The sequence below is a fragment of the Actinomycetospora termitidis genome, assembly GCF_030286555.1.
Taxonomy (GTDB): domain Bacteria; phylum Actinomycetota; class Actinomycetes; order Mycobacteriales; family Pseudonocardiaceae; genus Actinomycetospora; species Actinomycetospora termitidis.
On record NZ_JASVWF010000003.1, the window covers coordinates 292,950 to 306,048 of the forward strand.

Here is a 13,099-nt window from a genome sequence, read left to right on the forward strand (position 1 = left end):
GGCGGGCACGGCGGGAGCGCGTCCGCTGGGAGAACTCTATTGCGAACGTGTGGGTTCCCTGTGGCCGGACTCGTCCGGTTCGCCTTCCGTGCGCGGTCGGGCCGTGGGGCGCGTCTCAGCAGGTCGGCGGGGTCCGGCCGGCCGCGACCGCCTCGACGGCGGCCACACCCTCGCGCAGGTCGGACACGCGCGCCAGGGTGAGTCCGTCCGGGGCGGTCCGCACCGCCTCCGAGCAGTTCCCCGCCGGCACGAGGAACGTGGTCGCCCCGTCGGCGCGCGCCGCGTCCATCTTGAAGCGGATTCCGCCGATCGGACCGACCCGACCGGAGGCGTCGATCGTGCCCGTCCCCGCGATGTCCCGGCCGCCGGTGAGGTCCCCGGGGGTCAACTTGTCCACGATCGCCGTGGCGAAGATCAGCCCGGCCGACGGACCACCGACGTCGGCCAGCCCGATCCGGATCGAGGCCGGTGCGTCGACCACCGCCGCCGCGGTGATGCCGAGGTAGCCCTTCGACACGTCCCCCGGCCGCGGCGCGACGGTGGCCGTCACCGTCGACTGCTGCTCGCCCCGGCGCACGACCAGCGGCAGCGGGCTGCCGGGGCGGGCGGCCCCGACCGCGTCGACCACGTCCTGCGGGGTGGACACCGGCCGGCCCGCGATGGAGACGATCCGGTCGCCCTGCGCGAGCACGCCCACCGACGGCCCCGGGGTGGTGACGTCGCCGACCTCGACCGAGCTCGGGTAGCCGAGGTAGCGCAGCGCGGCGTCCTGCGCGTCGTCCTCGGACTGCGTGAACTGCCGGGTGTTCTCGGCGTCGACCTGCTGGCTCGACTGGCCGGTCGGGTACACCTGCTCCCGGGGGACGACCTCGTGCGAGCCGGTCAGCCACATCGCGACGGCCCCGAAGAGCGTGACCTGGCTGGTGACGGCGACCGTCGTCATCCGCAGCTGACCCGTCGTCGGGAAGGTCGGGACGGGTCCGGTCACCTCGATGATCGTCCGACCGTCCTGGGCGCCGAGGACGTCGAAGGTCGGACCGTCGCCGAGGGCGACGAACGGCACGCGCACCGTCGCGCCGGTCAGGCCCAGGACCGCGGCGAGCACGAGCCCGAGGGCCAGGGTCGCGCGCAACCGGGTCACGGGCGGCGAGGGTAGTGATCGCTCCTGTGGGGCGCGGATGAGGGCTCACCGGGTGTTCGCTGTGGGCGTTCCGTGCGGTCCCCGCGGGACGGGCCCGCCGTCCACGCTCGCGCGTACCGTGGACGCCATGAGTGACCTGCCCTTCGGATTCGGCCCGTCCGACCCCGACGACGAGCGCCGCAAGGGGGCCGGCGAGGGCGGGTCCGGCCAGGGTGGCCAGGGCTTCGGCTTCGGCCCGGGCGGCAATCCCTTCGGCGCCCTCGGCGGCGGCCCCGGCGGCCCGGGCGGTGCCGGTGGCTTCGACATCGGCCAGCTCGGCCAGATGCTCAGCCAGCTCGGGCAGATGCTGTCGGCCTCCGGCGGCGCCGGTGGCGGCTCCGGCCCCGTGAACTACAAGCTGGCCGCCCAGATGGCGCACCAGCAGATCACGGTGAAGGGCGCGCCCACCGCGGAGCAGAAGAACGCGATCGTCGAGTCGGTGCGGCTCGCCGAGCTGTGGCTCGACGACGCCACGACGCTGCCCTCGGGCGCCGCGACCGTCACCGCCTGGTCCCCGGACGACTGGGTCGACGCCACGATCCCCACCTGGCAGCGGCTGTGCGACCCGGTGGCCCAGCGCGTCGCCGGCGCGTGGGTCGAGGGCCTGCCCGCCGAGGCGCGCGAGATGGCCGGGCCGATGCTCGGGATGATCTCGCAGGTCGGCGGGATGGCGTTCGGGTCGCAGCTGGGCTCGGCGCTCGGCCAGCTCGCGGGCGAGGTGCTGACCTCCTCCGACGTCGGCCTGCCGCTCGGCCCCGAGGGGACGGCGGCGCTGCTGCCCGACGCCGTCGCGCGCTTCACCGAGGGCCTCGACCGGCCCGCGGGCGAGGTGCTCGTCTTCCTGGCCGCACGCGAGGCCGCCCACCACCGCCTGTTCGGCCACGTGCCGTGGCTGCGCCAGCGCCTGCTCGCGACCGTCGAGGAGTTCGCGCACGGCATCTCGATCGACACGTCGCGGATCGAGGAGCTCGCCCGCGACCTCGACCCGTCGAACCCCGCCGCGATCGAGCAGGCCATGTCCTCGGGGCTGTTCGAGCCGCAGACCACCGAGGCCCAGAAGGCCGCGCTGGCGCGGCTGGAGACCCTGCTCGCGCTGGTCGAGGGCTGGGTGGACCACGTCGTCGCCCAGGCGATCGACGACCGGCTGCCCGGCGCGGGCGCCCTGCGCGAGAGCATGCGTCGCCGCCGCGCCTCGGGCGGCCCCGCCGAGCAGACCTTCGCCACGCTCGTCGGGCTGGAGCTGCGCCCCCGTCGGCTGCGCGACGCCGCGGAGCTGTGGCGCCGCCTCGGCGAGGAGCGCGACGTCGCCGGCCGGGACGCCGTCTGGGCCCACCCCGACCTGCTCCCGACTGCGGAGGACCTCGACGACCCGGCGGCCTTCGTCCGCGGCCGGTCGGAGCTCTCCGGGGACTCCGCCGAGGGCTCCTTCACCGACCTCGACGACCCGATCGCCCGCCTCGAGGCGGAGATGAAGGCCGAGCAGGAGAAGAAGGACGGTCCCGACGACGGGTCGTCGCCGGGGTCATCGGGGTCATCGGGGTCCTCGGGGTCCTCGGAGGGCTGACTCAGCCCTCCTCGTCCGGCTCGGGGCCGATCTCCAGGCCCGCGCCGGCCGACAGCCCCTCGAGGTAGCCGATCGCGCGCTCGTGACGCGGGTAGCGCGCCTCGAGGGCGCGGAACGCGGGGCCGTGGCCGGACTCGCGCAGGTGCGCGAGTTCGTGCACCAGGACGTGGTCGAGGACCCACCCCGGCACCTCGCGGAGCCGTTCGCTGACCCGGATCGTGCCGTCGCTCGGGGTGCAGGACGCCCATCGGGTGCGCATCGGCGCCACCCAGCGCACCGAGACCGGCCGGGGCCACCGGCCGTCCGGGCCGACGGCGTCGAGGTGCTCGTGGGCCAGCCGGTCGGCGCGGGCGGCCAGGTCGGCGTCGCCGGCGGTCCGCCCCGGGCGGCGCCGCGCCTCCGACCGCTCGATCCGCGCGAGCATCTCGCTCACCCAGCGCTCCTCCTGCGCCCGGCTCATGGAAGCCGGGATCGAGACGACGACGGTGTCGCCCTCGCGCCGGGCGTCCACGGTGCGCTTCCGCCTGGCGCTGCGCTTCACGACGACCCGGGGAGCCTCCACGGCGGTCCACCGTAGGTCAGTGGATCCGGAGGCCGCCGTCGTGCGTCGGAACGGGTGTGACGACCAGCCCTGTCCCGCACCTGACCACCGCTCCGCGGTGGCGCGACGCCACCACCGCCCAGTTCGGCGACCACCTCGACGCGCCCGTCCTCGAGGGCCTGGACCCGCCGTTGCGCGTCCTGCTGGCTGCTCTGCGGAGCTCGCCCGACGGGGCGGTCGCCACCGCGGTCGCGCGCGGGGCGCGGCCCGAGGACGTCCGGGAGGTGCTCGCCGAGCTGGGCGCCGCCCGGCTCCTGCGTCCGCCGGGCGAGCGCACGGTCCGGCAGGCCTACGTCCGGGTGCACGGCGCGGGCCGGACGGGCGTCGCGATCGCCACGGTGCTGGCCGCCTCCGGCGTCGGGCGGGTCGCGGTGCGGGCGTCCGGTCCGGTGGGGCCCGGCGACCCGGGAACGGGCCTGGACCACGGTGAGGTCGGTCACCCGGCGGTCCTCGCAGCGGCGGCCGCCGTGGCCCGGGCCGCGCCCGGGGTCGCGGTGGCCGAGCCGACCCGCCGTCGTCCGGACCTGGTCGTGCTCACCGGGGCGGCCGTCGCCGACCGCGCGGTGACGGCGCCGCTGCAGGCCCGCCACCAGCCCCACCTCGCGGTGACGGTGCACGACCCGGTGGGCGTGGTGGGGCCGCTCGTCGTGCCAGGACGCACGTCGTGCCTGCGCTGCGCCGACCGCCACCGCGAGGACGCCGACCCCGCCCGGGGCGACCTCGACGCGCAGCGGGCGGACCTCGCGACGTCGGTCCCGGTGGCCCTGGCGACGGTCGTCGCGGGCCTCGTCGTCGGGCAGGTGCTCGAGTACCTGGCGGGTCGGCCGGCCCTGCGCGAGGCGGTCGAGGAGGTCGACCCGACCCGCGGCACGTGGGTCCGTCGGGCGTGCCCACCGCATCCCTCGTGTCCGTGTACCGGCGCACCTCCGCGCGCCCCGGCCGCGCGGGCGGGGGAGAATCGGGGGCGTGTCCGATGAGATCCCGCGCCGCACGGTCCAACGATCCGCGCGACTGGCCTCCCTGCCGCTGGGGTTCGCCTCGCGCACGGCGGCCGGCTGGGGTCGCCGCCTCGCCGGCGGGGACGCCGGCGAGATCTCCGCCGACGTGGCCCGCCGCGGCGCCGAGCAGCTGTTCGCGGTGCTCGGGGAGCTCAAGGGCGGCGCGATGAAGTTCGGGCAGGCCCTGTCCGTCTTCGAGGCCGCCGTGCCCGACGAGCTGGCGGAGCCCTACCGCGAGGCCCTGACCCGGCTGCAGACCGCGGCGCCGCCGATGCCGACCGCCCGGACCCACCGGGTGCTCGCCGAGCAGTTCGGGCGGGGCTGGCGGGAGCGGTTCCGCGAGTTCGACGACACCCCGGCCGCGTCCGCGAGCATCGGGCAGGTGCACCGCGCGGTGTGGGGCGACGGACGCGAGGTCGCCGTCAAGGTCCAGTACCCGGGCGCGGAGGAGGCCGTGATGGCCGACCTGCGCCAGCTGCAGCGCTTCGCGCGCGTCATCCAGCCGATGGTGCCGGGGATGGAGATCAAGCCCCTGCTCCAGGAACTGCGCGACCGGATGGCCGAGGAGCTCGACTACCGCGACGAGGCCGACGCACAGCGCGCGTTCGCCGCCGCGTTCGAGGGCGACGAGCACGTGGTGGTGCCCCGCGTGGTCGCGTCGGCGCCGAAGGCGATGGTCTCGGAGTGGATCACGGGCACGCCGCTCTCGCAGGTCATCCGGGTCGGCGAGCCGGACGAGCGGGACCGGGTCGGCACGCTGCTCTCCACGTTCCACTTCTCGGCGCCCGCCCGGGTCGGGCTCCTGCACGCCGACCCGCACCCCGGGAACTTCCAGGTCCTGCCCGACGGCCGGCTCTGCGTGATCGACTTCGGGGCCGTCGCCCGCCTGCCCGACGGGCTGCCCCTCGAGCTGGGGCAGATGCTCGCCCTCGCCGTCGAGGACCGCTCCGACGAGTTGCTGGACCTGCTGCGCGACCTGAACTTCGTGCTGCCCGACACCGACATGTCCGCGGAGCGGGCGATGGCCTACCTCGGGCCCCTGGTCGACCCGCTGCGCACCGAGAAGTTCCACTTCACCCGCGAGTGGATCCGCGGGCAGGCCGAGCGGCTCGGTGACCTGCGGCGCCCCGAGTTCGAGACCGGTCGCGGACTGAACCTGCCGCCGCAGTACCTGTTGATCCACCGGGTGACGCTGGCCTCGGTGGCGGTGCTGTGTCAGCTGGACGCCGAGATCGGGCTGCGCTCGATCTTCCGGGACTGGCAGCCCGGCTTCGACGTGTAGGGGCGAGGGACCCCCGGGTGGTCGGGGGTCCCTCGCCGGGACGGGGCCGGGGGCGTCACGCCACGCCGGCCGCCGCCCGGGCAGCCGCGATCTCGGCGTCCCGCGCGAGGTCGGCCTTCGACGGCCGGCCCCGGGGACGCTTGCGCGCGATCACGGCGCCGCGGTCGAGGATCTCGCCGCCCCACACCCCGGTGAACTCGCGGCGCTCCAGGGCTCCACTGAGGCAGGCCCGACGGATCGGGCAGGCCGCGCAGAGCACCTTGGCCTGCTCGAGCTCGGCCGGGCTGTCGGAGAACCAGAGGTCGTCGGGCTCCGTGCGGCAGGGCAGGGAGACCGACCGGGTTATGTCGGGGGCGGTGGGCACGGAGTACATGAGTCGGACCTCCAACGGCGGGGGTGTTCGTCTGGTGGTCACCCGGACCGCGGAGCCGACGTCCTGTGGGACGACGACGAAGGCCGCGGACCGGAGTGGGTCCGCGGCCTGGGAGAGCGTTCGGTGTCAGCCCTGGGGCTGACAACCGATCAGGCGCGGACGCTGAGGGTCGAGAACGACGTGACGCTGCGGGGCGGGGGAGCCGGCCGGGCGGGAGCCCGGGAGTCCCGTCGCCGGGGACACCTCTCCCCCTGTGACCGGACCTGCCGGCACGGCCGCGAACGCGCGGGTGCGGATCAACGCATCGGGCGCGGTGCGGTACCAGCTGCAGACGTCCGCCGTCGCGAAGACGCTGACGGCGCTGGAGACGGGCATGCCCGTGAACACGTTCTTCATCGGTGGCACACCCCCTCGTCTCGACCCCGGACACGTGCGCGCCGGGAGTGCTGACGAACCTAGGGGCCTCCGTGTGGAGGCCGCAACGGAATTAACCGGAGATTCGCCGAGAAAGTCGTCAGCCCGCGTGCTCGCGGACCATGGTGAGGACGTCGTCGCCGTAACGCTCCAGCTTCGAGGCCCCGATCCCGGGGATCGTGACGAGGCCCTTCGTGTCCTGTGGACGCTGCTCGGCGAGCGCGACCAGCGTGGCGTCGGTGAACACGACGTAGGCCGGCACCGAGCGCTGCTTGGCCTCGTTCGAGCGCCAGCTGCGCAGGGCGTCGAGCAGCTCGACGTCGACGTCGGAGGGGTGCTCGGTGCAGCGCCCGATCTTCTGGGCCGCCGCGTCGGCGAGCACCTTGCCGCAGACCCGGCACCCGGCCTTCGCGACCTTCGCCCTCGGGCCGCCGTCGACCCCGGACCCCGGCTTGCGGGCGGCCGGGTGGTCCTCGGGCACCAGGCCGTAGAGGAAGCGGCTGCGCCGACGGGAGCGGCGGCCACCGGACTGCCGCGCCAGCGCCCAGGAGAGCCGGAGGTGCACGCGTGCGCGCGTCACGCCGACGTAGAGCAGGCGGCGCTCCTCCTCCACCGCCTCGTCGTCGCCGTCGGCGTGCTGGATCGGCAGCGTCCCGTCGACGAGCCCGACCAGGAACACCGCGTCCCACTCCAGGCCCTTCGCCGCGTGCAGCGAGGCCAGCGTGACGCCCTGCACGGTCGGCGGGTGCTGGGCCTGCATCCGGGTGCCCAGCTCCGCGAGGAACGCGCCGTAGGTCGCCTCGGGGACCGCCTCGACCAGGTCGCTCGCGAGCTCGGCGAGCGCGCGCAGCGACTCCCAGCGCTGGCGCTGCGCGCCGTCGGCGGCGCTGCCGGCGGGCGGGACGTCGGTGAGTCCCTGCTCGCCCAGCACGGCACGGACGGTGGTGACGACGTCGGCACCGGCGACCCCCTCCGGCCCGCCCTCGAGCCGGGTGCCGAGGGTGCGCAGCGTCGCGATCGCGTTCTTGACCTCGGTCCGCTGGAAGAACCGCTCGCCGCCGCGGACCTGGTAGGGGATCCCGACGTCGGAGAGTGCCTGCTCGTAGACCTCGGACTGGGCGTTGATCCGGAACAGCACCGCGATCTCGGCAGCGGGCACACCGTCGTCGATCAGCTCCCGGATCTGCTGTGCGGTGGCCGCCGCCTCGGCGGGCTCGTCGTCGTGCTCGGCGAAGTCCGGCGTCGGCCCGGGCGGGCGCTGGCCCTCGAGGCGCAGCCGGGTCCCGGCCGCGCGACCGCGGGCGGCGCCGATGACGGTGTTCGCGGCCGCGACCACCTGCGGGGTGGACCGGTAGTCGCGCACCAGCCGGACGATCTCGGCCTCGGGGTGCCGGCGGGGGAAGTCGAGCAGGTAGGACGGGCTCGCGCCGGCGAACGAGTAGATGGTCTGGTTCGCGTCGCCGACCACGGTCAGGTCGTCCCGCCCGCCGAGCCAGGCGTCGAGCAGCCGGTGCTGCAGGGGCGTGACGTCCTGGAACTCGTCGACGACGAAGCAGCGGTAGCGCTCCCGGAACTCGTCGGCGACCTCCGCGGTCTCCTCCAGGGCCCCGGCGGTGTGGATCAGCAGGTCCTCGAAGTCGAGCTGCTCGGCCCGGTTCTTGAGCTCCTCGTAGGTCGCGTAGACCTGCGCGACCTGCTCGACGGGGGCCGGGGAGTCGCGCTGGGCCCTCGCGGCGGCCTCGGCGTAGCGGTCCGGGGCGATCAGGCACGCCTTGGACCACTCGATCTCGCTCGCGAGGTCCCGCAGCGACTCGCGGTTCGTGGCCGCTCCCGCCCGCTGCGCGGCCTGCCCCACGAACCGGACCTTGTTCTCGATCAGCGGCCACGCGTCGCCGCCGACCGCCCGGGGCCAGAAGTAGCGCAGCTGGCGCAGCGCCGCGGCATGGAAGGTGCGGGCCTGCACCCCGCCGACGCCGAGATCGCGCAGCCGGGTGCGCATCTCCCCCGCGGCGCGGGCGGTGAAGGTCACCGCGAGGACCTGACCGCCACGGACCTGCTCGGTGCGCACCAGGTGCGCGATCCGCCGGGTGATCGTGCGGGTCTTGCCCGTGCCGGCGCCGGCGAGCACGCAGACCGGACCGCGCGGGGCGACGACGGCCGCCTTCTGCTCGGGATCCAGTCCGTCGGTCGCACTCCGGTCCGCCGCCACGTCCTCCATCGTCTCAACCGCCCCCGACATCGTGGGGCCCGACCGGCCGGGCCCGTCGTCGGAACTGGCCCGGGGTCTCGCCCGCGAGCCGGGCGAACTGGCGGGTGAACGCGGGCTGGTCGTAGAACCCGCAGGCCAGCGCGATCCCGGCCAGCGGGAGGTCGGTGGTGGTGAGCAGGGACCGGGCCCGGTCGATGCGGGCGCGGAGCACGAACTGGGTCGGGGCGAGCCCGAACACCGCCCGCATCCGACGTTCGAGGGCGGACGTCGACAGGCCGGCGGTGGCCGCCAGCTCCTCCACGCGCGGAGGGTCGTCGAGGCGGCGGGCGACGAGGTCGACGACGCGCGACAGCGCGGGCATCCCGGGGTCGGTCTCGTCGGCCGAGCGGAGGTCCTCGGACACGCTGACGACGCCGACCGCGACGCCGTGGGCCACCACCGGCACCTTCGTCGTCAGGTACCAGCCCGGGACCCCGCCCTCGCGGCGGATCAGTTCGAGCTCGTGGCGCAGGACCCGGCCCTCGGCGAGCACCCGCCGGTCCTGCTCCTCGTAGCGCTCGGCCAGCGCGGGCACGAACAGCTCGGGCGCGCGGCGGCCGACGACGCCCGAGCGGTCCCGCCGGTTCGTGCGCCGGACGAAGGCGTCGTTGACCTCGGTGTAGCGCCCGTCGGCGTCCTTCGCGCAGAACATCACGCCCGTCAGCTCGGCGAACAGCGCGACGAGCGCGTCGGCGGGCACCTCCACCCGGGGCATCCTCCTCGCGCGTTGGTGCCCCGCGGCGGCCGGTGCGCCGGATTCGGACAAGAAGACTGTCGGGGGTCGGGTGGACAGTGGACCCATGAGCGAGCAGGTCGTGCTGGGCAGCCCGGTGATCGACGACGCGATGGTCGGGCGCGCGGAGGCCCGGGCCGCGCGGTGGTCCGCGGCGAGCGACGATGCGGGTCACGACGCCGCGACCCGTCGGCTCGCCTCCCTCGTGCACGATCCCGCCGGGGTCGACTTCGCGATGCACTTCGTCGACCGGGTCGCCCGCCCGGAGGACGACACCGTGGCCGCGCGCGAGCTGGCCCGGATCGCCGGCCGCGGCGCTACGCTGCCCGGGTTCGCCTCCGCGCTCGACCGTCTGATGCTGCGGGCCGGGGCCGCCCTGGCAGCCCGGGCGCCGCGGCTCGTCGTCCCGCTCGCCCGGCGCCGGCTGCAGCAGCTCGTCGGGCACCTCGTGGTCGACGCGTCCGGGCGGGCGCTGCGGCGGCGCCTCGCGGCGGCCCGGGCGGACGGGTTCCGGCTGAACCTCAACCTGCTCGGCGAGGCGGTCCTCGGTGAGGACGAGGCCGACCGGCGGCTGGCGCGCACGCTGGACCTGATCCGGCGTGACGACGTGGACTACGTGTCGGTCAAGGCCTCGTCGGTGGCCAGCCAGCTCGTGCCGTGGGACCTCGAGGGCAGCCGCGACCGGCTGGTCCGGCGGCTCACGCCGCTGTTCGAGACCGCGCGCGACCACGGCGTCTTCGTCAACCTGGACATGGAGGAGTACAAGGACCTCGACCTCACGGTCGCGCTCTTCACCGCCCTGCTCGACCAGCCGTCGCTGCGGGGGTACTCGGCGGGGATCGTCCTGCAGGCCTATCTCCCGGACTCCGTCGCCGCACTGGAGCACCTCGCGGCCTTCGCCCGACGCCGGGTCGACGCCGGGGGCGCGCCGGTGAAGGTCCGGCTGGTCAAGGGCGCGAACCTGGCGATGGAGGGGGTGGACGCCGCGCTGCACGGCTGGCCGCAGGCCCCGTACGCCACGAAGGCCGAGGTCGACGCGAACTACGTGCGCCTGCTCGACCGGGCGCTGCGCCCGGAGCTCGCCGACGCGCTGCGGATCGGCGTGGCGAGCCACCACCTGCACCACGTCGCGCTGGCCGTCGAGCTCGCCGCGGCCCGGGGCGTCTCCGCCCAGATGGACGTCGAGATGCTGCAGGGGATGGCCCCGGCGCAGGCCCGGGCGGTCGCGGCGGATCTGCCGGAGTCGGGGTTGGTCCTCTACACGCCGGTGGTGCACGCCGAGGACTTCGATGCGGCGGTCAGCTACCTCGTCCGCCGCCTGGAGGAGAACGCCGGGCACGAGAACTACCTGTACGCGATGTTCTCCGACGACGGTCCCGCCTCCTACCTCGGCCGGTTCCGCGCGTCGGTCGCCGAGCACGACGCCGTGGCCGACTCCCCGCGCCGCACCCAGGACCGGTCGACGGAGGTCCCCGTCGTCGGGACCGCGTTCCGCAACGAGCCTGACACCGATCCGTCGCTGGGCGCGAACCGCGACTGGGCCCGGCGGGCGGTCGGGGCCGCACCCGCCGTCGTGGGCGCGCCGGAGCTGACCGACCCGGCCGATGTGGACGCCGTGGTGGACCGCGCCGCGGCGTCGACGTGGCGGGACGTGCCTCCGGCCGAGCGCGCCCGACTGCTGCGCGGGGCGGCCCGCTCCCTGGCCGTGGCCCGCACGGACCTGCTGACGACGATGGTCCACGAGGCGGGCAAGACGGTCGCGGAGGCCGACCCGGAGATCTCCGAGGCGGTCGACTTCGCGGCCTACTACGCCGACCGGGCGCTGGAGCTCGATCCTGAGCGCTTCACCCCGGCCCGGGTCGTCGTCGTGACCCCGCCGTGGAACTTCCCGGTCGCGATCCCGCTCGGCGGCTGCCTCGCGGCGCTGACGGCGGGTGCCGCCGTCGTCATCAAGCCGGCACCGCAGGTCCGGGCGTGCGCGGAGGTTGGGGTGGCCGCTCTGCACGCGGCCGGGATCCCGGCGGACGCGCTGCAGCTGGTGCACACCGACGAGGGCGACGCCGGGCGCCGGCTGGTGACCCATCCCGACGTCGAGCGGGTGGTGCTCACGGGTGCGAGCGAGACCGCGGCCCTGTTCCGCTCCTGGCGCCCGGACCTCGCCGTCGTCGCGGAGACCAGCGGGAAGAACGCGCTGGTGATCACGCCGGCGGCCGACCCGGACCTCGCGGTGGCCGACCTCGTGCGCTCGGCGTTCGGGCACGCCGGCCAGAAGTGCTCGGCGGCCTCGCTCGCGATCCTCGTCGGGTCGGTGGCCGACCCGCGCTCGAAGGTCGGGCGACGCTTCCGCCGTCAGCTGCTCGACGCCGTGCGCACGCTGCGGGTCGGTCCGGGCACCGACCTGTCGTCGACGATGGGACCGCTGGTCGGTGAGCTCTCGCCCAAGCTGGAGCGGGCGCTGACCACGCTGGAGCCCGGGGAGTCGTGGCTGGTGGAGCCGCGCCGGGTCGAGGTGGGCACGTGGACTCCAGGGGTGCGTGAGGGTGTCGCCCCCGGCTCGTGGTTCCACCTCACGGAGTGCTTCGGGCCGGTCCTCGGGCTGATGAGTGCCACCACTCTCGACGAGGCGATCGAGCTCCAGAACGCGACCGGCTACGGGCTCACCGGGGGCCTGCACTCGCTCGACCGGGACGAGGTCGAGCACTGGATGGAGCGGGTCGAGGTCGGCAACGCGTACGTCAACCGGCACATCACCGGGGCGATCGTGCAGCGGCAGTCGTTCGGGGGGTGGAAGGGCTCGGTCGTGGGGCCCGGCGCGAAGCCCGGGGGCCCGAACTACGTCGCGCAGTTCGGGACGTGGGCCGACGTCGCCATGCCGGAGTCCGCCCCGCTCGGGCGGGCGGCCTCCGGGCTGCTCGCGTCGGTCGCGTCGGCGGTGCCCGCGGAGGACCTCGCGTGGCTGCGGGCGGCGGCGGGCTCGGACGCGTACTGGTGGCGGGAGGAGTTCGGCGTGGAGCACGACCCGACGGGCATCGCCGCGGAGGCCAACGTCTTCCGGTACCGGCCGCTGCCGGGGCTCCGGGTGGTGGTCGGCGACGGCGCGGCCGACCGCGACGTGGTGCGGCTCCGCCTCGCGGGCGCCTGCGCGGGCGTTCCGGTCGCCGACGTCACCCCGGAGGTCGTGCCGGCGCCGGGAGAACGTCTGCGGGTCGTCGGGGCGGCGACGGACGCGCTGCGGCGCCGCGCGGCCGAGGTGGGCGCATCGCTGGTCGAGGGGCCGGTGCTGGCCGACGGTCGGCGGGAGATGCTCACGGTGCTGCGCGAGCAGGCGGTCAGCATCACCCGGCACCGTTTCGGTCACGTGGAAGCCTGAGGCGGTCGCGCGCGTTGTGCCGGACATGGCGCAGATGACGATGTACACGACCAGCTGGTGCGGGTTCTGCCGACGGCTCAAGAGCCAGCTCGACCGCGAGGGCATCGGCTACGAGGAGATCGACATCGAGCGCACGCCGGATGCCGCGGAGATCGTGACGCGGATCAACGGCGGCAACCGCACGGTGCCCACGGTCGTCTACCCGGACGGCTCCGCGGCGACCAACCCCAGCTTCGGCGAGGTGAAGACGGCCCTCGCGAAGGCGGAGGCCGCGTCGGGCGCGTGAGCCGTGGTGAGCGAAGGGCCCCTTCGGTCGATCTATCCGACCGGAGGGGC

10 protein-coding genes are annotated in these 13,099 nt (G+C 75.3%); 5 read left to right on the top strand and 5 right to left on the bottom strand.

The annotated features are described in order from the left end of the window. Nucleotides 1-115: 115 nt before the first annotated feature. Nucleotides 116-1,141 carry a YlbL family protein gene (locus tag QRT03_RS14840; protein WP_286053670.1) on the bottom strand — a complete coding sequence of 342 codons (1,026 nt, stop codon included), beginning with the start codon at nt 1,139-1,141 and terminating at the stop codon, nt 116-118. A gap of 127 nt (nt 1,142-1,268) precedes the next feature. Between QRT03_RS14840 and QRT03_RS14845 the strand changes: the two genes are divergently transcribed. Then, the gene (locus QRT03_RS14845) at nt 1,269-2,744 is read left to right on the top strand and encodes a zinc-dependent metalloprotease (RefSeq protein ID WP_286053671.1); all 1,476 of its coding nucleotides are present in this window, start codon (nt 1,269-1,271) and stop codon (nt 2,742-2,744) included. Nucleotide 2,745: 1 nt separating this feature from the next. Here the strand turns inward: QRT03_RS14845 and QRT03_RS14850 are convergent, their stop codons facing one another. Further along, complete coding sequence (locus tag QRT03_RS14850) at nt 2,746-3,306, bottom strand: M48 metallopeptidase family protein (protein ID WP_286053673.1); 561 nt, start codon at nt 3,304-3,306, stop codon at nt 2,746-2,748. Nucleotides 3,307-3,362: 56 nt separating this feature from the next. Here QRT03_RS14850 and QRT03_RS14855 point away from each other — a divergent pair, with 56 nt between their 5' ends. After that, nucleotides 3,363-4,322: a TOMM precursor leader peptide-binding protein gene (locus tag QRT03_RS14855; protein ID WP_286053674.1), complete on the top strand. Its 960-nt coding sequence runs from the start codon at nt 3,363-3,365 to the stop codon at nt 4,320-4,322. Then, on the top strand, nt 4,312-5,625 hold the full coding sequence (locus tag QRT03_RS14860) for an ABC1 kinase family protein (protein ID WP_286053675.1): 1,314 nt from the start codon (nt 4,312-4,314) through the stop codon (nt 5,623-5,625). Before QRT03_RS14855 ends, QRT03_RS14860 begins: the two co-directional genes overlap by 11 nt. 55 nt (nt 5,626-5,680) lie before the next feature. Here QRT03_RS14860 and QRT03_RS14865 read toward each other — a convergent pair whose 3' ends face one another. From QRT03_RS14865 to QRT03_RS14875, 3 genes are all read right to left on the bottom strand, one after another. Beyond that, nucleotides 5,681-5,998 carry a WhiB family transcriptional regulator gene (locus QRT03_RS14865; RefSeq protein WP_286053676.1) on the bottom strand — a complete coding sequence of 106 codons (318 nt, stop codon included), beginning with the start codon at nt 5,996-5,998 and terminating at the stop codon, nt 5,681-5,683. Nucleotides 5,999-6,512: 514 nt separating this feature from the next. Beyond that, nucleotides 6,513-8,630 (bottom strand): ATP-dependent DNA helicase UvrD2, encoded by a 2,118-nt coding sequence (locus QRT03_RS14870; protein WP_425604844.1) that lies wholly within the window; start codon nt 8,628-8,630, stop codon nt 6,513-6,515. 4 nt (nt 8,631-8,634) lie between these two features. Next, nucleotides 8,635-9,375, bottom strand: coding sequence for a helix-turn-helix domain-containing protein (locus QRT03_RS14875; protein ID WP_286053679.1), 741 nt, complete (start codon nt 9,373-9,375; stop codon nt 8,635-8,637). Between the two features lie 85 nt (nt 9,376-9,460). On the opposite strand from QRT03_RS14875, the gene QRT03_RS14880 reads away from it, so the two are divergent. Together QRT03_RS14880 and QRT03_RS14885 are read left to right on the top strand one after the other, a co-directional pair. Continuing rightward, nucleotides 9,461-12,763 (top strand): bifunctional proline dehydrogenase/L-glutamate gamma-semialdehyde dehydrogenase, encoded by a 3,303-nt coding sequence (locus QRT03_RS14880; RefSeq protein WP_286053680.1) that lies wholly within the window; start codon nt 9,461-9,463, stop codon nt 12,761-12,763. A 25-nt stretch (nt 12,764-12,788) separates the two neighbouring features. Further along, a complete protein-coding gene (locus QRT03_RS14885; protein WP_286053681.1) occupies nt 12,789-13,049 on the top strand; it encodes a mycoredoxin in 261 nt (86 codons plus the stop codon). The last annotated feature ends 50 nt before the right edge of the window (nt 13,050-13,099 follow it).